Genomic DNA, 21,111 nt, shown 5'->3' with positions numbered 1-21,111 from the left:
ATATCTAAATCAGTAAAAAATAAATCTTAAAATATGTAACAATATGCTATTTTTGTTACTAATCAAATAATTAAACTCAACAAAAATCAGATAATAATGAAGATAATTAAAAATGTTTTTTTTGTTTCAGCTATTGCCTCTTTAGGTTTAGTAGCTTGTAAACAAGACAGCCCAAAAGAAGAAAAAGCACCTGGTATTGCTTTAGAAAACATGGATACAACTGTAAAACCTACAGATGATTTCTTTAGACACGTAAACGGAACTTGGTTAGATAAAACCGAAATTCCAGACGATCAAACCTCTTGGGGTGGTTTTAATCAATTACGTAAAAAAACAGATGCAGATGTTTTAACTATTTTAAACAAAGCAATTGAAGAAAGTAATTTTCCTAAAATAAAAGATGCTAAAGGAAATGAAATTGATTCAGATCAAGAAAAAGCAGTAAACTATTACCAAACAATAATGGATACTGTAGCTAGAAATGCACAAGGGAAAGCACCCGTAATGCCTTATTTAGCTAAAGTAGATGAAATTAAGACAAAGAAAGATGTAGAAACGTATTTAACAAATATGGCGCCTTATGGTGGTGGAGGTTTTTACGGTTTTGGTGTTTATAACGATTTAAAAAATAGTAGCCAATACGCAGGTTATATGGGCGGTGGTTCTTTAGGTTTATCTAGAGATTACTATGTTGATGCTAAAGTAAAAGACAAATTAGAAAAATACGAAATTTTTGTAGCCAAAATGTTGCAAGAATTTGGTGATGACGAAGCTTTAGCTAAAAAGAATGCAGCAGCAATTGTTGCTTTAGAAACTAGTTTGGCAACACCAATGATGTCTAAAGAAGAAAGCAGAGATATTCGTAAAATCTACAATCCAATGACGATTGCAGAATTACAAAAATTGTCTCCTTCAATAGATTGGCAAGCGCATTTAGATGGTATTGGAGTAACAGATTTAGAAACAGTTATTGTTACAGATCCTGGATATTTTAAAGCTTTTAGCGATGTTTTTGCAAAAGCATCTGTAGCAGATCTTAAATTATTATTACGTTGGAATACTATAAATAGCTCTTTAGGTTCTTTATCTACAGATTTAGAAACTGCAAATTGGGAGTTCTATTCTAAAGAAATGCGTGGAGCTAAAAAACAACGTGCAAGAGATGAGCGTGCTTTAGGTAGCTTAAATGGTGCAATTGGTGAAGCTTTAGGTAAATTGTATGTAGAAAAAATGTTTCCACCAGAAGCAAAGCTAAAAGCGAAAGAAATGATTGATAATGTAATGCTTGGTTTCGAAGCAAGAATTGCACAATTGCCTTGGATGAGTGAAGTTACTAAAGAAAAAGCGTTAGAAAAATTACACAAATTAACGGTTAAAATAGCCTACCCAGATGTTTGGAAAGACTATTCTGAATTACAAGTTAAAGGTTTAGAAAATGGTGGTTCTTATTTCGAGAATGCTATTAATGTAACCAAATGGAACTACAACAAAGAAATGGCAAAATTAGGTAGCGAAGTAGACAGAACAGAATGGGGAATGTCTCCGCAAACTGTAAATGCGTACTTTAATCCTGTAAATAATGAAATTGTTTTTCCAGCAGCAATTTTACAACCTCCTTTTTATGATTATAAAGCAGATGAAGCTGTAAATTATGGTGGAATTGGAGCTGTTATCGGTCATGAAATTTCTCATAGTTTCGATGATTCTGGTGCTCGTTTTGATGGTGATGGAAACCTGAATAACTGGTGGACAGAAGATGATTCTGTAAAGTTTAAAGAAATTGGCGGGCAATTAATCAAGCAATATTCAGATATTATTGCCATAGATTCTATGCACTTAAATGGAGAATATACTTTAGGAGAAAATATTGGAGATTTAGGTGGTGTACAAGCGGCTTACGAAGGTTTACAGATTTTCTTACAAAAGAATGGTAGACCAGCAGATATTGATGGTTACACACCAGAACAACGTTTTTTCCTTTCTTGGGGAACAATTTGGAGAACAAAAATGCGTGATGAAGCTTTAAAAAACTTAATCATGACAAACACACACTCTCCTGGAATGTACAGAGCGTATATGCCTCTTAAAAACGTAGATGCTTTTTACGAAGCGTTCGATGTTAAAGAAGGTGATAAAATGTATTTAAAACCAGAAGAAAGAGTAAGAATCTGGTAAGGTCGCAGACCTTTTTTGTATGATTTTTTTGTGAATACATACCTAAGAACAACATTAAAACCGATGCGAAAGTGTCGGTTTTTTTGGGCGTTACCACAAGGGTCGCGCTTTCACTACTCGCTTTTTTTTCGTACCTTAAAAAAGAGCTCAGACAAACCGTTCAATCGCTAACGCGGGGTTTGTTAGTGTCATTTTAATTTAAATTTTTCACTAAGAATTATTGAGAAGTCTCATGTTAACAACCACATAAAATTCAACTTTTTTACATGGTTTTAAAATCTATGTTAGGGTTTGTTAATAATTCTTATTTTTGTAAGATGCTAAAAGTAGATAACGTTTCATTTTCTTACCATAAAAAAAAAATAATATTAAACGATTTTAATTTCACCTTGCAACAAGGAGAACACCTTTGTGTAATGGGGGAAAGTGGTTGCGGAAAATCGACACTTTTAAAAGCTATTTACGGATTAGTAGACTTAAATAAAGGAAAAATATTTTGGAAAGAGGAACAAATTTTCGGTCCAAAGAAACATCTTGTTCCCGGTTTCGAAAACTTTAAATATGTAGCTCAAGACTTCGATTTAATGCCTTACATTTCTGTATCAGAAAACATTAAAAAATTTTTGTCGAGGTTTTATCCAGAAGAAAGTGAATTACGTACTCAAGAATTATTAGAAGTCATTCAAATGAAGTCTTTTGAGAACACAATGGTTAAAAACCTAAGTGGCGGACAAAAACAACGTGTTGCTATTGCAAGAGCATTGGCAAAAGAACCTGAATTATTGTTGTTAGATGAACCATTCGGACAAATAGATAATTTTAAAAAGAACTCTTTACGTAGAAATTTATTCAGTTATTTAAAAGAAAAAAATATTGCTTGTATTATTGCTACACACGATAAAAATGATGCACTTTCCTTTGCAGACAAACTTATTATTATCAAAGACAATAAAATAATAGCAAACAATGCTCCGAAAGAGATTTACAACAACCCAACAGAAAAATACGTTGCCGCTTTGTTTGATGATGTCAACGAAATTACCATCAATAATAAAACAGTTTTAGTATATCCACATCAAATAAAAGTAGTAGAAAACTCTAATTTAAAAGCAATTGTTTTAAATTCTTATTTTAAAGGTTCTTATTTGTTAATTGAAGCTGAATTTAATGGGCAAAATGTGTTTTTTAATCATGATTCTATTTTGGATAGAGGTGCTAACATTTATCTGAAATTTTTGTAGTTCTACCACTTTTGTAAATGTGAAAATTATAAGCTATAACTGGTTTACAAGGAGTACTGAGTTTTATTTTTTTATTGTTGCTGGCACTCGTTAAAAACGAGCGCTAGCGATTAAGTCCTCTAAAATGATGTGCTCTCACAAGCTGGTGCTCGTTTGTAACGAGTACCCACAAGGATTTTCTATCTTCGTTCACACTATTATCTTTAGTTTTTTAACCTAAAAAACCAGTTTCATCTATTTCTAAAACGGTATGGTCATCTTGAAAATTTCTTGCACTAGAATATTTCCAATCGATTGAGTTTGTTACAAAACCAAGCTCAATAAGGTTGTTGTGAATATAATCTATTTTTTGCTTGATTACTTTTTCGCTCCACAATTCTATTGGTTTATTGTGATGTTGCCAAAATTGATATTTAGTTACATTCGCTTTCTCTTTCCCTGCTTTTTCAAATAACCAAAGTAACAACTCTTTTCTACTTTCCTGTGGATTGTTCTTTATAGCTTCAATTATTTTTTTTGCGGTATGTTTTTTTAAGTCTCGTAGCAGCTCCATAGGTTGCTCATTAGAGGATCTAAATAATAGGTGTACATGACTAGGCATAAAACAATAAGCATACAGTTCCATACCTTTTTTCGCCCTACAAAAATCGATGCTTTTTGCTAATACATCAAAATATACTTGTCTTGTAAAGATTTCTATCCAGTATACAGTAGCAAAACTTACAAAATATAAAGCAGATTTGTTGTGAAACTTATATTTTCGACTCATAGCTTATCAAAAATACAAAAAAATAATTTTGAATGTTCTCATTGTTGCCGGCACTCGTTAAAAACGAGCGCTAGCGATTAAGTAGTCTAAAATGATGTGCTCTCACAAGCTGGTGCTCGTTTGTAACGAGTACACGTTATAATTTTTTTATTGTTTAAAAACCTAAGTAAATTATTCTACCTCAAAACTTGTTTTTTCTTCACCAATTTTAACGGTATATTTTCCTTTAGATAAATAATATACATCGTTATTTCCTTTTTCAATTTCAGATTTTTTATTAGCTTTCTTAAAGTCTTTCAATCCTTTTTTAGAAAAAGAAACATCATAAACAACTTCGTTATATCCTTTGTCTGCAGTAATAGAAATTGAATTTACCTTTACGTTTCCAGAGAAAATATCTAACGTTATTTTTTTATCAATATTTACATAAAAAGGAATTTTAACTTCTGGTGTACTTGCTTTTCTCCATTGACTTCTAGAGCTTCCCCATCTTTTACTTTTTTTAATATTATCTACATTAAAAAGTGCAATAGGCTTTGCTAAAACGCTATCATTCATTTTTTGTATTGCGGTAATATTGGTTTTATATAAACTACGTCCGTGTGTTGCAACAATTAAATCTTTTGCTGTTGGTTGAATCACTAAATCATGTATAGCAACATTGGGTAATTCTTTACTAAAAGCATTCCAAGAAGTTCCGTTGTTAAAAGAAACATAGAGCCCGTTATCTGTACCTAAATACAATATGTTTTCGTTCTCTGTATCTTCTTTAATTACGTTTACAGAAGAGGTAGGGATTGTGTTTCCAATATTTATCCAAGTTTGTCCGTAATCATCAGACATGTACACATAAGGTGTAAAATCATCAAAACGGTAGCCGTTTAAAGTTGCATATACACGCTCTTTTTTAAATTTAGAAGCAATTACTCTAGAAACCCATAAATCTTGTGGAAGATTGTTAGAAATTTTGGTCCAGCTTCCGCCTCCGTTAGTTGTTAAGCTAATAACACCATCATCAGATCCTGTATAAATTAACCCAAATTGAAACGGACTTTCAGAAATAGAAGTTAAGGTTCCGTAAGCAACATTTCCTTCTTTTCCGCCGTTTGTTAAATCATCTGAAATTGTTTCCCAAGTATCACCTTGGTTTAAAGAACGGTGTAATTTATTTCCTCCTAAATATAAAATATCTTGGTTGTGCTTAGATAAATGAATTGGAGTTTGCCAGTTAAATCTGTAAGGTTTTGCGCCTTTTTCTGGTTTTGGTTGAATGTATATATTTTCTTCAGTTTCTAAATTAATACGGTAATAATTACCAAATTGATATCCTGTATACACAATATTATGGTTTCTGTTGTCTACCTGAACATGCATTCCGTCTCCACCCATAATTGACTTAAAAGGATTTTGTCCAGATTGATGCCATGCTTTATCAATTTTTGCATTATGTGGACCAAACCAAACACCATTGTCTTGCAAACCGCCGTAAACATTATAGTTTTTTTCATTATCTACATTTACAGAATAAAATTGCCCAACGGCAGCATTGTTTAATTTTATCCAGCTTTCTCCATCATCATAAGAAATATTTAAACCACCATCATTTCCTTCTACTAAATGGCCTGGTTTTTTAGGATTTACCCACAATGCTTGATGATCTGAATGTATATTTTCTCTACTGATGGAAGAGAATGTTTTTCCGCCATCTTTAGATTTTATAATGCCAATACCTAAAACATAAATGCTGTTTTCATCTTCTAAATTCACTCTAATTTCTCCAAAATAATACCCGTAAGAACTGTTGACTCCGTCTAAATATTCAGTGTGTGTTTTTTTCCAAGAACTTCCTCCATTAGTTGTTTTAAAAACTTCGGCACCAATTACAGGTTCTTCGAAAGCTATTGCCATTTCATCGTCTAAAAAAGCCATTAGTTCCTTTGGCTTTAAACCTCCTGGTCTTAACAATTGTTTTGCGTTTTCGGCTCTAAATTTTTCTCTAAAACCATACTCTTTTAAATAGTTGTCTAAAGTTTTATTTCTAAGTGCTAAAACATCTGCAGACGATAAATTTTCGAATTGTTCTTTTGTTAAATTGTAAGCAGTCGTTTTCTTTTTTGCTTCTCTTCTATATTGGCTGTCATGCAGAGCATATACAGTGTTAGCATTAAAAACGGCTAATCCAATTCTACCAACACCATCACCAGTAGGAAAACCACTATTATCAGCAATTTTTGTCCAAGAAGTACCTGCATCGGTACTTTTGTAAATAGCAGAATTTTTTCCGTTTCCAACAAAATTCCATGCTTTGCGTTCTCTTTCCCAAGAAGCAGCATACATAACATTGAAGTTTTCTGGAGCAACATCAACATCTATAATACCGGTGTCTTCATTAATAAATAAGGTTTTATTCCATGTTTTTCCTCCATCTGTAGTTTTAAAAATTCCTCTTTCTTCATTTGAAGAATATAAATGCCCAATAGCACCTACAATAACTTCATCAGAATTATTTGGGTTGATTAAAATTCTACCAACATGATGAGAATCTGGTAACCCAACATTTTGCCAAGTTTCGCCTTTATCTGTAGATTTTAAAATTCCAATTCCGGCATAAGAAGAGCGTGAAGAATTATTTTCTCCTGTACCTACCCAAATGGTTCCAGTTTTCCAATCTACGGCAATATCACCAATATTTTGGGTTGGAGCATTGTCTAAAACAGGTGTAAGCGTTGTTCCGTTGTTGTTTGTATACCAAAGTCCTCCAGAAGCATACCCTACATAAAATTCGGTTGTATTGTTTGGGTTTACATCCATATCTACCACACGACCACTCATTACTGTGGGGCCAATATTGGTAAATTCAACATTTTTTACCAAAGAAGAGTTCATCATTTGAGACTTTTTCTCTAAGGATTGTTGAGTGATATCTGAACTTGTTACTGTTTGTGCAATTAAAAATCCTGAAAGAAAGAGTGTTGCAAAAGTGAAAATAGACTTCATAAAAAGTAAGGTTTGTTTTAAGGTGATGAAATTACTACATGTAAAATCAATATCAAAAAAATTAACATAAAAAGGAATTTTAAGAAAAATTCAACTTCAATTTTAAACAACGTATCTTTGTAGGCTGAAACAACTACATAAAGTTGCATTCAAAAAAGTATTTTTATGACATTTAAAGATTTAGGTTTATCTGCTGCATTAGTAAAAGCAGTTGAAGAAAAAGGATATACCAAACCATCCCCAATACAAGAAAAAGCAATTCCACATATTTTAGAAGGTAAAGATATTTTAGCTTCTGCACAAACAGGAACAGGGAAAACAGCTGGTTTTACATTACCAGTTTTACAACATTTAGCTGAAACAAAGCATCCAAAATATAGACCTTTAAGAGCGTTAGTGTTAACGCCTACAAGAGAATTAGCGGCGCAAGTACATGATAATGTAAGAGAGTATAGTAAATATGTAAACATAAAATCTGCTGTAATTTTTGGTGGAGTGAATGCAAAACCACAAATAGCAACCCTAAGAAGTGGTGTAGATATTTTGGTAGCTACACCAGGTAGATTATTAGATTTACACAGTCAGAAAGCGGTTTCTTTTAACAGAATTGATGTTTTAATTTTAGACGAAGCAGACAGAATGTTAGATATGGGTTTTGCTAGAGACTTAAATAAACTGATTAGTTTTATGCCTGCAAAGCGTCAGAATTTGATGTTTTCGGCAACTTTTTCGGCTGATATTAAAAAATTAGCGTCAGGTATTTTAAATAATCCTGTCTCTGTAGAAGCAGAGCCACAGAATTCTACGGCTAAAAAAGTAACTCATAATGTTTATAAAGTTGATAAAGGCCAAAAAACAGAGTTTACGATTAAGTTGATAAAAGACGGAAATTGGAACCAAGTTTTAATCTTTACAAGAACAAAGCATGGTGCTAATAAATTAACCGAGAAATTGATAAAAGCAGGTATTTCTGCAGCAGCAATTCATGGAAATAAGAGTCAGGGTGCAAGAACAAAAGCGTTAAGAAACTTTAAAGACAACACCATTAAGGCATTAGTTGCTACAGATATTGCAGCACGTGGTTTAGACATTCCTTTATTACCGCATGTTATTAACTTTGAGTTGCCAAATGTACCAGAAGATTATGTGCATAGAATTGGTAGAACGGGTAGAGCAGGAGCAGCTGGAGAAGCAATTTCTTTAGTTTGTAGTGAAGAAACTGAGTACCAAAACGAAATTGAAAAATTACTAAAAGAGAAATTAAACACTTCTATTGTAGAAGGTTTTGAACCTACAGATACGGCAGCTCCAAAAAGAGCAGCAACGCAAAGTAAAGGATCTTTTGGTAAGAAAACTAGATCTTCTAATGGAGGATCTTCTCAAGGAGACAAACCAAAAAATAAACCTCATTTTAAAGGAAATAAACCAGCAGGTTCTACTTCTGGAAGAGGAAGAACTGGAGCGCCAAAAAAGAAACGTTTTAGAGATTAATTTTTCTAATTTACACGAATTTTATTGTCCTACAAGGTTGTTAACCTTGTAGGATTTTTATTTTTAAAGAACTATTCATAGGCTCAAAAACCACCAAGTCTGTCATTTTGAAATGAGCTTTTTTTAGCAATTGAGAAATCTTTTACACAGTTTGTATTTTCGACCTTTTGGGAGAAATCACATGAAGTTTGTTAGGCATTGTGGTATCACTGTTATGTGATTTCTCAATACTTCGAAATGACAATTGTTGGGGGTTTGTTTTGCGTTATCACTGTTTTGTGACTTTTCAATACGTTGAATTTACAGGTTGTGTATTCTTTTGATAAACATTCATACGCTCAATAACCACCAAGTCTGTCATTTAGAAATGAGTTTTTTTAGCGATTTAGAAATCTTCTACACAGTTTGTATTTTCGACCTTTTGGGAGAAATTACATGAAGTTAGTTAGGCATTGTGGTATCACTGTTATGTGATTTCTCAATACTTCGAAATGACAATTGTTGGGATTTATTTTGCGTTAGGGAGTACTCATCCTTTTTTATTATTGTTGAAATCGTGAATGTTTTGTATTTGCAATGGCATCCTTTTTTATTTTTTTGCAAAAAGATATAACCTTTCGACTTCACTCAAGATAAATTACAAGCCCGTTCGAATGCCAAAAAAAATAAATATAAGGGGTGTTTTTAGTTTTTGAATATAGAGTCAAATTTAATAAGTAAACTTGTTATAAGAGATTTTTATATTTTATGAGTGTTGAATTTGTAGCCACCGAAATATTGCTACCTTTGTATTTCAACATAAATTCATCAGTATGAAATACGATAAAATAGACTCAAAATTATTTATAAAAAATCGAAAAAACTTTGCTGCTGCAATGAAGCCAAATAGTTTGGCTATTTTTAATTCTAATGACATTTATCCAATTAGTGCAGATAGTACAATGCCTTTTGAGCAACACAGAGATATCTTATATTTAAGTGGTGTAGATCAAGAGGAAAGTGTATTATTTTTGTTTCCTGATTGCCCTAATGAAGCTTACAGAGAAATATTATTTGTTAGAGAAACTAACGATCATATTGCGGTCTGGGAAGGAGCAAAATTAACAAAAGAAGCTGCTTTTGAAACAAGTGGAATTAAAACAGTTTTCTGGTTGCAAGATTTAGAGAAGGTATTGTTTGAACTTTCTACTTATGCAGATACTTTTTACATTAACACAAACGAACATTATAGAGCAAATGTAGAAACGGAAACTCGTGAAGATCGTTTTACAAAGTGGTTATTGGCAAAATATCCTGCACATTCAGTTGCTAAAAGCAGCCCTATTTTACATAAATTACGTGCTGTTAAAGACCAAATTGAATTGGATTTAATGCAACATGCTTGTAATATTACTGAAAAAGGTTTTCGTAGAATTTTATCTTTTATTAAACCTGGTGTTTGGGAATATGAAATTGAGGCAGAATTGTTGCATGAGTTTGTAAGAAATAGATCTAAAGGGTTTGCTTACACACCAATTATTGCTAGTGGTAATAATGCAAATGTTTTGCACTATGTAGAAAATAATAAAGAATGTAAAGCTGGTGATTTAATTTTGTTTGATATTGCTGCTGAATATGGAAATTATAAAAGTGATTTGTCTAGAACTGTACCCGTTTCGGGGAAGTTTACAGACCGACAAAAAGCGGTTTATAATGCTGTAAACTATGTTAAGAAGGAAGCTACAAAATTATTGGTTCCAGGAACATTATGGAAAGAATATCATGTAGAAGTTGGTGATATTATGACTTCTGAATTATTAAAATTAGGTTTATTAGACAAGGCAGATGTAAAGAATGCTCCTAAAGATTGGCCTGCGTATAAGAAATACTTTATGCATGGTACAAGTCATCATATTGGTTTAGATACGCATGATTATGGTTTATTACACAAACCAATGGAAGCAAATATGGTGTTTACAGTAGAACCAGGAATTTACATTCCAGAAGAAGGTTTTGGTATTCGCTTAGAAGATGATGTCGTTGTTCAAGAAAAAGGAGAACCGTTTAATTTAATGGGAAATATACCTATTGAAGCAGATGAAATTGAAGATATAATGCAAGGTTAAGTCTTATACTTAATATAAAAAGCGAGTTTTACGACTCGCTTTTTTTATACTCTAAACTTTGTGTTATTGCCCAACAAATTCAGAATCACTTAATGTTGTTAGAAATGAAATAAGGTTCTCTTTTTCGTTTTCTGTAAGTGGAATTCTATTTCCATTATCTTTTAAAATTGGATCTAAATTATCGGTATCTAAAACACCATTGTCTAAATAATCTAAGACTTCTTTTAACGTAGCAAATTGACCAAAACTTCCATAAGGAGCAGTATATTCTATGTTACGTAAAGAAGGTACTCTAAAACGCATATAATCATCTATTTCTCCAGTAACTCTAGAGCGTCCGCCTTCTTCTGAATCAGGATTAATAGGGAAGCCAATGTTTCTAAAACTTTGGTCTGTAAACAATTCGGAACTATGGCAACTTGCACATTTGTCTTGAAAAGTTTGATATCCTTGTGCTTCTTCATCGGTATATTCTTCTCCCTCTTGTCTCTTTACTTTATCATATTTACTATTGGCAGAAATTAATGTATATTCAAACTGACCAATACTATTATAAATTCTATCGGCAGTAATTTCTTTATCACCAAAAGCATTGTAAAATAAATTTAGATATTCTTCATCATTTTCAATTTTGCCAATAACCTCTAAAATAGAAGAATCCATTTCTACGAAAGTAATAATAGGAACTAACGGTTGGTTTTCTAAAACCAGTTTATTGCCATCCCAATTATAAAATTGCATAAATGCCATATTTTGGATAGGAGGTGCGTTACGTAGCCCTATTCTACCTTCTATACCAATTCCTTTTTCGTTATGATCTGCAAAAGCATTTTCTTGCATATGACAACTAGAACAAGAAATTGTATTATCTGCACTTAACCTCTTTTCATTAAATAATTTTTTACCTAATTCAACTCCATATTTTGTAGGAACGTTGGCATAAAATGAAGTATTTAATTCTGGGAAATTTACCGGAATACTTATTTCTATTTCTGGGTTGTCAAAAATAAAAGGCTCATAAACATCTTCTTTAGTACAAGATGAAATTAGCTGTATGATAAAGAAACTCAGTAGTATTTTTTTCATTTTCAATATTTAAAAAGAGAAAATAGAGCTGTCGTAAGTAAAATTTAAGACAGCTCTATTTTTAGGTTTAGTTTTCTACACTTTCTACAGAGAACATTCCTTTAATGTCTGTACCTCCATTACCTCCAATATTATCTACAAATTTCATCATTTCTGTAGCTGTATGAGCACTTGGCGTAGCGTTGTTTGTAATATCTGCCGTAGAAACTAATGTTATAGTATTACTTTCTCCGCTTAAAAATTTATCAAAATCTGCTTTAATTTTAATTGTTGGTGCATTATTACCAACAACTGCAGATGTAGAAAGATCTAATGTAATATCTCTATAAGCATCAACACCTTGTGTGTAAGTGCTTTCTTCTCCGCTTGTACCTTCAACAGTACTTCCAGAGTGAAAAGATAATTCATTGTTTTCTGTACCATAATAACCTTCAATTTTTGTAAAACGGTAACCTGTTCCCCATTCCCAATGCATTTCTGTATCATTTGCTCCTGCTGCTGCATAAAAATTAGGGAATTGTTCTTCATTTAAAGTATTTAATTCAGATTTTACTCCTAATCCAAATTTTATCTGCGTGTATTCATCCGAAGGAATATCTGTTAAAACATATTGTAAAGTTGCTGTTTTAGATTGATCTATAATAGTTGCTCCTTCATCTAAATTATTTACGTTATAAGGAAACTCATTACCCTCTACATCTATAAGACGAATGTTGCTAATTACATATTTTAATTCCTCAAAATGATGAACCTGCTCTTCAACAGAAGTATTTACAGTTGCATCTGTAGAGGTTGCATCTCCTAAAACAATTGTTGTTGCTCCAAATGTATTGTTAAATTCTAATGTTACGTCGTTGGCTACAGGAATACTATCTTCACTACAAGAAATTATTGATAATGAGATTAATGATGCTAAAAGGTACTTTTTAAAATTTTTCATTGTTTTTTAAATTTGTGATTATTAATTGATTGTGTTTGTTTAAAAATTGATTTTTAAAGACGTAAAAATGTTACGTCCCATTCTGGGGATGTTTCCCCAATCTGCGTAGGTGCTGTAATATTCATTAAACAGGTTTTCCGCACCTACTTGAAAAACTGTTTTGTAATTATTAATGTAAAAAGTATAATCTGCAGAAATATTAAAATTTTTGTAAGATGGCGTTTCGTCTTCTCCGTATTCTGGACTGTAATTATTTTGTTTGAAATCACCATTTAGTGCTGTTCCAAAACCGAAATTTTTATGAGAAAAATGCAATGAAGTTTGGTAACTCAACGGACGGATAAAAGGTAAGTTATTTTGATTATCATCTAAACCTCTCGCATACGTCAGTGTTCCTTTCCAATGCAAGTTTTCCAAAATATTGTACTTGGTATTTAGTGAAAAATTGAACAATGTTGCATAATCTAAAGAGGTGTATCCTTTTACACCTACAGATTGATAATTCATTGGACTCCCCAAACTTAAAATTCTTCCTATAATATAATTTTGAATATAGAAATAGTTTACTTTGGCTTGCACACTCAATTTTTCATTTTTAAAACCAGCACTTGCATTGGTTTCATAAGAAATTTCATTTTTCAAATCCGGATTTCCGATGTAATCGTACCGATCAAAACTGTTATAAATATAATACCCATATGCTTCCGAAACCGAAGGTGCTCTGTGGCCATAACCACCACCAATAGAAAAATTAAAATCACCAACGTTTAAATTATAACTTGTATGTAAGTTTGGTAAAAACCTTGTTTTTTCTTGTGGTGTTCCTGGGTGAAAAATCCAATTGAATTCTACATATTTAGAATAATTGTAGTTGACACCTAGAGAGCCTCCAAAACTTAGTTGACTTGCATCAGAAATATCCCATAAATTATTCATAGAAAGTCCTGCATAAGTTGTGGTAACCCAAGGCCAACTATAAGCAAACATGGTTCTTTCGCTTCTGTCTTGCGGATACATTCGCATTTCTGCAATCGATAAATTATTGTAGGCATTTAATTGCACTTCAGATGATAAATTGTCTTTTTGAAGATTTATTTTAGATACCAAACCATACGTTGTACTCCAACCAGGCATATCCATATGAACCAAATTTTCTGGTCTTGTGGTGTCATCCATATAATGTTCTACAGCATTAAAATACACTTTGGTATCCCAAACTTTTACAATTCCTTTTTCAAAAAATTGCTTGTATGCAACCGATGTAATTAACGCTCTAGATAAAGATAAATCCATTGGTAATGCAGGGAAACCAACATTCTTAGCTCTATCAAAAATTGCATCTACCCTTAAAGATGATAAATCACTCGTTTTGTAGGCAACTCCTAAAGAAGCATTCAGTTTTTCGAACTGAGAATGCTGTACTTCGTCATTATTACCGTCAGTATAATTTTCTGCTTTTCTGTTAGAGATACTTCCATCTATTACTAAGTTTTCAGAAGAATAAGAGGCGTTTGCAAGGTAAAAAAACTGTTTGTTATTAAACTCGAATCCTGTTTGGTAGGCACCTTTGTAATTCTCCCCAATTGTAAATGCGGTACTTTTCCTTTTCAAATCGATGCTACCAGCTACTGTTGCTCCGTGCAAACTACCCTCTTGTCCTGATTTTATATCAATATCAGATAAATTATTACTTTCTACATAAGACGTTACCGGATCCATTTTATCGGTACAAGCGCCAAAAACGTGCATACCATCTATGGTAATTATAGAACGTTCTGTACTCATATTATTAAGTAGAGGTTCCCATGCATAGGCACCACGCTTAATAAAACTGATATTGTCTGAAGAAGCTAAAAATTCATCCACAGAAACTGCCATTTTCATGTCTGTTTCTATTTTCTTTTTTTTAGCCGCTATAATTATTACTTCATCTAAGATGCCTCCTAAACTATCTTTTTTTTTCTCAACAGTTTGTGCATTTGCCAAGGTTGCTAATAATAGGATGGCTATTGTTATTGCTTTCATATTTTTAAAATAAGATATCAATATAAAGTTCACCTCTTTCTCCTTCTACTCCAGGAGTAAATTCGGTAGAAACTTCGTTTCCTTTTATTATTTGTTTATTTTCATCTTTTAAAATGAAGTTTAACGTCCAGTTACCTGTCATGGTATAATTTACAACTCCATGGTACAAACCATCGCTTTCTTGGGATAAATCTTCATTATAAAGTGATGAATGATTTCCCATAGAAGGTTCTGGCATTCTTGGATCTAATAACAAGGTGTGATTTTCTACAGCTGAATACGAAAATTGCGTAACATCAGGAAATTCTCCTGCCGCATTAGCTGGCTTGTTGTATTTGTAAATACCAGCAACCAAATCGTTTTGTGCCACACGCGGACTTTGAGGTGCAACTAAAGCAATAAAATACTGCTCGTTATCATTGCCTGTAAAAGCCGTCATGTTTAGGTTCATATTTGTTTGCGCTTCTACAGTGATAACTTTATCGATAGATTGAGTTTCATTATTATCTGTAAAATCGATATACAACTGCCAATCTACTGTAGAGCTACTCTCATTTGTAAACACAACATATCCTTTGTAATACCCTTCCGTAGCATTGTATGTTAGATTATATTCGTGCGGACAAGAAGATTTGTTTCCATTTGCATCGGTCATAATTGGCAAAAAGGTAATTTGTGAACTCTCTATACTTTCACCGGTTTTTAAGCTGATGACTTTTAGATGAACTTCATTATAACCTTTATATAAAGTACCATTTAAAGCTTCTATGCTAATGTTATAATCTTCATTATTTATGGTAGTTACCTCTTCGAATTCAATATATTCTGTTGTTTCTACAATTAATTCTGCTTCGTAATCTGTTTTATCTAGCGTACAAGAAGTTATTACAATAGAAATTGCAATTACAATTATCTGTAAATGTTTCATTATTTTAGGACTGTTTTATTAAAAAACTGTTGAAAAAATAGTAGCAGCAAATAGGTGAACAATTATTCATTTTTAAGAAAGTATATTGCACATTAAGAGCTAAACACAATTGCTATAATTGCATTTTTACTACTAAAAAGAAATCGTTAGGAAACGCGCTTACCAAACACCGCGTAAAAAGCTTTTGTTAAAAAAAAAAACTTAACTGTGCGTTGTTTTTTACTATTAATTATTTCTAATTGATAGCACATAATTAGAAGCCTAATTAAATTAATTAAGCATCAATTATTTGGTCTATTACGTTTCTTAGTATGAAGAAATTAAACGAGTGGTGGGTGAAAAACAACATCCGTATAATGGAATTTATAGGTGTTATTATATGAAGTACTTATTTTAATATTTTCGTCTTTAGACAAAATAACAGAATCATTATGAGTTGTTTCTTGAAAATAAACGATAGAAATTTCTACTTTAAAAGATTGGTTTTTTTCATTACCATTTTCAGAATCTCCTGCCTTCACAATCTGTTTTGCTAAATGACATTTTCCGTTACACTGTAACTCTGGAGTTTCTATGTTTTCACAAAGTTCATTTTTAATATAATCGTAAAAAGCAGCATATTCCAATAATGGAAGCAAGGGCTTAGAAAGCAAGAATAACGATAAAAAGATTGCTGCTATTTTCACAATGCAAATATCTTGTTTTTTTATAAAACTTCCTAAGGTTAATAATCTTATAAAAAATGGGTTATATTTTTAGTTTTTTATCGCTGCAATCTACCTGTGGTGTTTCCTTCTAGAATACTCATTACTTCTTTTTCATTTGCGTAATTAATATCACCTAAATAGGTATGTTTAATGGCACAGGCTGCGCTACCAAACTCCATAGCTTTATAGTCATCAAATTTTTGTAAACCATGAATTATTCCGGCAGCAAAAGCATCACCAGTACCAATTCTGTCTACAATATGCGTAATGTCTAAATCTTGAGTTTCTTTAAATTCTTTACCATTCCACATCCTCGCTCTAATTTTATGCCAAGAAGAATTGATAGAAGTTCTTATTTTATCAAATACTTTTTCTATGGTAGGATACTTCTCCATTAACTGTTTACTCGCTTCAATAAAATCGTCGTTAGAATAAGAGAAATTAGTTTCTAAAAGTTCATTTATTTCATTTACACCACCAATAAAAACGGTAGAATAATTCACTAATTCAGATAGAACTTCTTTTGGAGTGCCTCCCCATTTCCATAAACCACTTCTGTAGGTAGGATCCACAGAAATTCCCATACCTTTTTTTTGGGCAAGGATTAATCCTTCTTTTAAAGTTTCATAACCACCTTTACAAAGTGCAGGAGTGATACCTGTCCAATGAAACCATTTTCCTTTTTTTAAAGATTTTTCCCAATCTACCATTTCTGGTTGAATTTCAGAAAAAGAAGAGTGAGATCTATTATAAGAAATAGAACTCGGTCTCATAACAGCACCAACTTCTAAAAAATAAACACCTAAAGGTCTGCTAGAGCGAACAATTGCAGAAGTACTAACGTCAAATTTTCTTAGAAAAGAAATAGCGGTATCACCTATAAAATCATCAGAAACACATGAAATATGTTTTACATCTTGTCCAAAATTGGCTACAGAAATACCAACATTTAATTCTGTACCACCAAAATAAAATTCTACTTGGTTAGATTGAATAAATTTTTTGTTTCCTGAAGGCGAAATTCGCATTAAAACCTCTCCAAATGTAATTATCTGATTCATAATAAAAATGTTTATAAGGTAAATATACCTCATAAAAATTTATTAAAAAAGTGTTTTACACGGAATTAAATGAATGAAATTATAAAGATGTAATAAAACGGATTGTTTGGTTGTTAAACATTTCTGGCTGTTCTACATTTACCACATGACCGCAATTTTCAATTACAAAAAGTGATGCTGTAACATGTTTAGAAACAATGTTTTTTATAGAAGGTAAAAACAAATGATCTTCGGCTCCCATTACATATAATGTAGGGATTTTAATATCTTTTGTTCTAAAAAAACGTAATAAAGGGTTTATTTCTGATGTTAATTTAAACCAACGTAAAAATTCTTTTTGATATAATTTTTTCGCTTCGTTTACAAATAGTAATCGAGAGTTTTTATGATTTTTCTTTGGCATAATAATAAAGGCAAAGAGCTTGTAAAGCATCATATAAGGTACTACAGATTTAAAGATATTACCGACTTTCATTAATACTTGAGAGCGGAAATTCATTTTTATAATAGCACCACCCATAATCATGCTTTTTACCATTTCTGGTCTTTTTTCTGCAAGATTTCTAATTAAAATAGTACCTAAAGAAATACCAATAAAATGAGATTTTTTAATTTTTAAATAATCAATCACTTCAACAATATCTGCCGTAATAGAATCGAAAGTATATTTTGCTTTAAACGTATCTTTTAGTTTTGGTTTGCTATCTCCATGACCACGTAAATCTAAGATTAAAACGTTAAAATGTTTTCTAAAATCTCTTACTTGTTTAAACCAAATAGAACTACTTCCTCCGGCTCCATGAACAAAAGTAACCCATTCTTTAGAGGTTGTATGCGGATATGAATAGTAGTTTAGCAAATAGTTGTTTTTGATATCTATTAAAAATTGAAGTGCAAAAATAAGACTTTTAATTTTGATGTAATTTTTAGTGCTTTTTTTAAGCGATATTATTTATAATTAATTTAAAATAGCACTACTAAAAATAAATGTATTTCATATTTTTTTGAATTTTCGTAGATTGCGTAGATGGATAAAGAAAAGAAGGTTAGCACTAAGAAAAAGAAATTTAATTACGACGAAGAATTAAAAATATTGCACACAGAATTGGTGCACATGCAAGAGTGGGTTAAAAGCCAAGGTTTAAAAGTAGTCGTTCTTTTTGAAGGAAGAGATGCTTCTGGTAAAGGAGGAACTATAAAACGTTTTACAGAGCCTTTAAACCCTAGAATTTGTAAAGTGGTTGCATTAGGTGTGCCTACAGAAAAAGAAAAATCGCAATGGTATTTTCAGCGTTATGTACAATATTTACCCGCAGCAGGAGAAATTGTGTTGTTTGATAGAAGTTGGTATAATAGGGCAGGAGTAGAAAAAGTAATGGGCTTTTGTACAAATGATGAATATGATGAGTTTTTACGTTCTTGTCCAGAATTTGAACGTATGTTAGTAAGATCTGGCATTATTGTTTTAAAATATTGGTTTTCTGTTAGTGATGAAGAGCAAGAAAGACGTTTTAAAAACCGTATTTCTAATCCTTTAAAACGTTGGAAATTTAGTCCGATGGATTTACAATCTCGTTCGCGTTGGTTAGAGTATTCTGAAGCAAAAGATAAAATGTTTGCCCATACAGATACAAAGCAAGTGCCTTGGTTTGTCGTAAATTCTGATAACAAAAAGAAAGCAAGACTAAATTGTATCAGCCATATGTTAAGTAAGATTCCTTATGAAAAAATGGATATAAAACCAATTGAACTTCCGCCTTTACCAGACAGTAAAGCCTATGTAAGACCACCAATGGATTACCAAACTTTTGTGCCAGAAAAATTTTAGTTTATAAATGCAAAAAAGGCGAGCATTTCTGCTCGCCAATCACTACTTGAATTAAGAAAATTATTCTACGATTAAAGTATATTGTGGTGTTGGGTTTAAAGGACAGAAATAAACATATTCACCTTTTTTAAGCGTTACTTCTTTAGAGCTTTCTTTGGTGTTGTTTTTTACTTGTGCAGTAACATAAGCGTTTTTAATGTGTGCTTTTACATCTGCTTTAGGTGCTAAAACAAAACCAACATTATGACCAACGTTGTTGTTTGCTACTTCAAAAACATAAGTTCCTTCAGATAATGTAAGTTGTTTCTGAGTAAACTCACCCTTGGTTTGTTCTAAAGAAACTGTTTTTACATCTTGTGCATTTGTATTAAATGCGAAACCTAAAATGATTACTAAAATTGCGATTACTTTTTTCATGATTGTTGTGTATTACTAATTATTATTAAAATTGATTATTTATTAAATTGTTGCTACTTCTAAAGTTTGTGCAACAGGAAAATCTACTGCAACATCTGTTGTTTTATGAAAGTAGTTGGTAATGGTAATTTCTCCTATTAAGATAATTGCATCTGCCAAGTTTCCTTTTGTATATCCTGCTGCGTATAAGTTTTCTATTGCTTCTGTTGTTGCAGCTCCTCTGTTTAGAGATACACTTCTAGAAAATTTTGCTAAAGCATCTAATTTTGCGTCAAAAGAAGCTTCACCAGCTCTTAATTCTAAAATTTGTGGTTCTGTAAAACCATTCATTTTACCAATTGCTGTGTGTGCAGATAAACAATACACACATTCGTTTACTTGACTTACTGCTAAGTTGATTACTTCTTTCTCTTTTGCAGAAAAACTTGTTTTTCCTTGCCCTATTGCTAAAAAGTTACCTAATGCAGTTTCACTGTGTGCAAATGCTGCGTATAAGTTTGGTACAAAACCCAATCCTTTTTCTAATTGGTTAAAAATTGCTTGGTTATTTTCTGATACTTCGTTTTTTGTTGGTACGTTAAATGTGCTCATAATTTTATTTTAAATTGTTTTATTATTAATATTTTGTTCTCCTTTTATATTATGCTTTGCATTCGCAAAGTTGTTGTGTTTGGTGTTGCTCGTCGTATGTTTGGTATCCCCAACAGTTTGGGCATTGTGCGTTTTCTATTGTTTTCATATTGTTGTTTTTTTAATTGTTACTGTTTGACTCTGCAAAGATGCAACCGATAGTAGCTTCAAAAATTGGACAAAAGTTCCTTTGCTTTGGACTCGTTAAAAAGTTGTCTATTTTTTGATGGTTGTAGTCCTTATTTTAAGTTGTCTATTTTACTTCTTAAACTACTTTCTGTAATTAAACCTGTATGTCTGTCAGCAGGTGATCCGTTTTTAAAGAAAATTAATGTTGGTATGTTTCTTACGCTATATTTTGCGGCTACTTCTGGGTAATCATCAACATTTACTTTTTTAATGGTAATGTTGTCCTGTAACTCGTCTGCTAATTTGTTGATGGTTGGTAATAAGGTTTGACAAGGTCCACACCAGTCTGCGTAAAAATCTAATAATACATTACTGTTGTTTTCTATAACATTGTTAAAGTCTGTTTTTTCTAATTGAATTTCCATTTTTCCTTATTTTTAATTGCTGCTAAAGCAGGATTTATATCTTGTTGTTGTGTTGTTATTGTTACACACTGCAAAGATGCAACCGAGATAGAGGTTTAAAAATGGACAAAAGTTCCTACTGTTTGGACAAGGTAAAAAAGTTGGCAAAAATGCACGC

Annotated in this window: 17 protein-coding genes; 5 read left to right on the top strand and 12 right to left on the bottom strand. The window is 31.8% G+C overall.

The features are described from left to right. The first annotated feature begins 96 nt into the window (after positions 1-96). On the top strand, positions 97-2,175 hold the full coding sequence (locus H0I27_RS17540; protein ID WP_218731913.1) for a M13 family metallopeptidase: 2,079 nt from the start codon (positions 97-99) through the stop codon (positions 2,173-2,175). Between the two features lie 317 nt (positions 2,176-2,492). Further along, positions 2,493-3,416: an ABC transporter ATP-binding protein gene (locus H0I27_RS17535; protein ID WP_218733955.1), complete on the top strand. Its 924-nt coding sequence runs from the start codon at positions 2,493-2,495 to the stop codon at positions 3,414-3,416. Positions 3,417-3,627: 211 nt separating this feature from the next. Here the strand turns inward: H0I27_RS17535 and H0I27_RS17530 are convergent, their stop codons facing one another. Continuing rightward, on the bottom strand, positions 3,628-4,185 hold the full coding sequence (locus H0I27_RS17530; RefSeq protein WP_218731912.1) for a transposase: 558 nt from the start codon (positions 4,183-4,185) through the stop codon (positions 3,628-3,630). A gap of 171 nt (positions 4,186-4,356) precedes the next feature. Then, a complete protein-coding gene (locus H0I27_RS17525) occupies positions 4,357-7,182 on the bottom strand; it encodes a sialidase family protein (protein ID WP_218731911.1) in 2,826 nt (941 codons plus the stop codon). 165 nt (positions 7,183-7,347) lie between these two features. Between H0I27_RS17525 and H0I27_RS17520 the strand changes: the two genes are divergently transcribed. Together H0I27_RS17520 and H0I27_RS17515 are read left to right on the top strand one after the other, a co-directional pair. Beyond that, positions 7,348-8,673 (top strand): DEAD/DEAH box helicase, encoded by a 1,326-nt coding sequence (locus H0I27_RS17520; protein WP_218731910.1) that lies wholly within the window; start codon positions 7,348-7,350, stop codon positions 8,671-8,673. 812 nt (positions 8,674-9,485) lie between these two features. Continuing rightward, on the top strand, positions 9,486-10,778 hold the full coding sequence (locus H0I27_RS17515) for an aminopeptidase P family protein (RefSeq protein WP_218731909.1): 1,293 nt from the start codon (positions 9,486-9,488) through the stop codon (positions 10,776-10,778). 63 nt (positions 10,779-10,841) lie between these two features. On the opposite strand, the gene H0I27_RS17510 is transcribed toward H0I27_RS17515, so the two are convergent. From H0I27_RS17510 to H0I27_RS17480, 7 genes are all read right to left on the bottom strand, one after another. Beyond that, positions 10,842-11,864 carry a cytochrome-c peroxidase gene (locus H0I27_RS17510; RefSeq protein ID WP_218731908.1) on the bottom strand — a complete coding sequence of 341 codons (1,023 nt, stop codon included), beginning with the start codon at positions 11,862-11,864 and terminating at the stop codon, positions 10,842-10,844. 67 nt (positions 11,865-11,931) lie between these two features. Next, positions 11,932-12,804 (bottom strand): MbnP family protein, encoded by an 873-nt coding sequence (locus tag H0I27_RS17505; protein ID WP_218731907.1) that lies wholly within the window; start codon positions 12,802-12,804, stop codon positions 11,932-11,934. A 39-nt stretch (positions 12,805-12,843) separates the two neighbouring features. Beyond that, positions 12,844-14,829 (bottom strand): TonB-dependent siderophore receptor, encoded by a 1,986-nt coding sequence (locus H0I27_RS17500; RefSeq protein WP_218731906.1) that lies wholly within the window; start codon positions 14,827-14,829, stop codon positions 12,844-12,846. 4 nt (positions 14,830-14,833) lie between these two features. Beyond that, on the bottom strand, positions 14,834-15,757 hold the full coding sequence (locus H0I27_RS17495) for a hypothetical protein (protein ID WP_218731905.1): 924 nt from the start codon (positions 15,755-15,757) through the stop codon (positions 14,834-14,836). Positions 15,758-16,077: 320 nt separating this feature from the next. Continuing rightward, positions 16,078-16,443 (bottom strand): hypothetical protein, encoded by a 366-nt coding sequence (locus H0I27_RS17490; protein ID WP_218731904.1) that lies wholly within the window; start codon positions 16,441-16,443, stop codon positions 16,078-16,080. Positions 16,444-16,520: 77 nt separating this feature from the next. Next, a complete protein-coding gene (locus tag H0I27_RS17485; RefSeq protein ID WP_218731903.1) occupies positions 16,521-17,525 on the bottom strand; it encodes a sugar kinase in 1,005 nt (334 codons plus the stop codon). A 79-nt stretch (positions 17,526-17,604) separates the two neighbouring features. Further along, a complete protein-coding gene (locus tag H0I27_RS17480; protein ID WP_218731902.1) occupies positions 17,605-18,384 on the bottom strand; it encodes an alpha/beta fold hydrolase in 780 nt (259 codons plus the stop codon). A 168-nt stretch (positions 18,385-18,552) separates the two neighbouring features. Here H0I27_RS17480 and ppk2 point away from each other — a divergent pair, with 168 nt between their 5' ends. Next, positions 18,553-19,353, top strand: a complete 801-nt coding sequence (gene ppk2, locus H0I27_RS17475; protein ID WP_218731901.1) for a polyphosphate kinase 2 — start codon at positions 18,553-18,555, stop codon at positions 19,351-19,353. A gap of 60 nt (positions 19,354-19,413) precedes the next feature. Here ppk2 and H0I27_RS17470 read toward each other — a convergent pair whose 3' ends face one another. The 3 genes from H0I27_RS17470 to trxA form a co-directional block, all read right to left on the bottom strand. Continuing rightward, positions 19,414-19,770, bottom strand: a complete 357-nt coding sequence (locus H0I27_RS17470; protein WP_218731900.1) for a cupredoxin domain-containing protein — start codon at positions 19,768-19,770, stop codon at positions 19,414-19,416. Between the two features lie 42 nt (positions 19,771-19,812). Then, complete coding sequence (locus H0I27_RS17465; RefSeq protein WP_218731899.1) at positions 19,813-20,361, bottom strand: carboxymuconolactone decarboxylase family protein; 549 nt, start codon at positions 20,359-20,361, stop codon at positions 19,813-19,815. 278 nt (positions 20,362-20,639) lie between these two features. After that, positions 20,640-20,954: a thioredoxin gene (gene trxA / locus H0I27_RS17460; protein ID WP_218731898.1), complete on the bottom strand. Its 315-nt coding sequence runs from the start codon at positions 20,952-20,954 to the stop codon at positions 20,640-20,642. Positions 20,955-21,111: the final 157 nt, after the last annotated feature.

This window comes from Polaribacter sp. HaHaR_3_91 (genome assembly GCF_019278525.1).
Lineage (GTDB): Bacteria > Bacteroidota > Bacteroidia > Flavobacteriales > Flavobacteriaceae > Polaribacter.
The sequence above is the reverse complement of the archived record's forward strand: the minus strand, read 5'-3'. Positions and strand labels throughout refer to the sequence as shown.

What these genes read in the sequence shown, in the direction of transcription:
- H0I27_RS17540 (WP_218731913.1), top strand. Translation starts at nt 97, where the DNA reads ATGAAGATAATTAAAAATGTTTTTTTTGTTTCAGCTATTGCCTCTTTA.
- H0I27_RS17535 (WP_218733955.1), top strand. Translation starts at nt 2,493, where the DNA reads ATGCTAAAAGTAGATAACGTTTCATTTTCTTACCATAAAAAAAAAATA.
- H0I27_RS17530 (WP_218731912.1), bottom strand. Translation starts at nt 4,185, where the DNA reads ATGAGTCGAAAATATAAGTTTCACAACAAATCTGCTTTATATTTTGTA.
- H0I27_RS17525 (WP_218731911.1), bottom strand. Translation starts at nt 7,182, where the DNA reads ATGAAGTCTATTTTCACTTTTGCAACACTCTTTCTTTCAGGATTTTTA.
- H0I27_RS17520 (WP_218731910.1), top strand. Translation starts at nt 7,348, where the DNA reads ATGACATTTAAAGATTTAGGTTTATCTGCTGCATTAGTAAAAGCAGTT.
- H0I27_RS17515 (WP_218731909.1), top strand. Translation starts at nt 9,486, where the DNA reads ATGAAATACGATAAAATAGACTCAAAATTATTTATAAAAAATCGAAAA.
- H0I27_RS17510 (WP_218731908.1), bottom strand. Translation starts at nt 11,864, where the DNA reads ATGAAAAAAATACTACTGAGTTTCTTTATCATACAGCTAATTTCATCT.
- H0I27_RS17505 (WP_218731907.1), bottom strand. Translation starts at nt 12,804, where the DNA reads ATGAAAAATTTTAAAAAGTACCTTTTAGCATCATTAATCTCATTATCA.
- H0I27_RS17500 (WP_218731906.1), bottom strand. Translation starts at nt 14,829, where the DNA reads ATGAAAGCAATAACAATAGCCATCCTATTATTAGCAACCTTGGCAAAT.
- H0I27_RS17495 (WP_218731905.1), bottom strand. Translation starts at nt 15,757, where the DNA reads ATGAAACATTTACAGATAATTGTAATTGCAATTTCTATTGTAATAACT.
- H0I27_RS17485 (WP_218731903.1), bottom strand. Translation starts at nt 17,525, where the DNA reads ATGAATCAGATAATTACATTTGGAGAGGTTTTAATGCGAATTTCGCCT.
- ppk2 (WP_218731901.1), top strand. Translation starts at nt 18,553, where the DNA reads ATGGATAAAGAAAAGAAGGTTAGCACTAAGAAAAAGAAATTTAATTAC.
- H0I27_RS17470 (WP_218731900.1), bottom strand. Translation starts at nt 19,770, where the DNA reads ATGAAAAAAGTAATCGCAATTTTAGTAATCATTTTAGGTTTCGCATTT.
- H0I27_RS17465 (WP_218731899.1), bottom strand. Translation starts at nt 20,361, where the DNA reads ATGAGCACATTTAACGTACCAACAAAAAACGAAGTATCAGAAAATAAC.
- trxA (WP_218731898.1), bottom strand. Translation starts at nt 20,954, where the DNA reads ATGGAAATTCAATTAGAAAAAACAGACTTTAACAATGTTATAGAAAAC.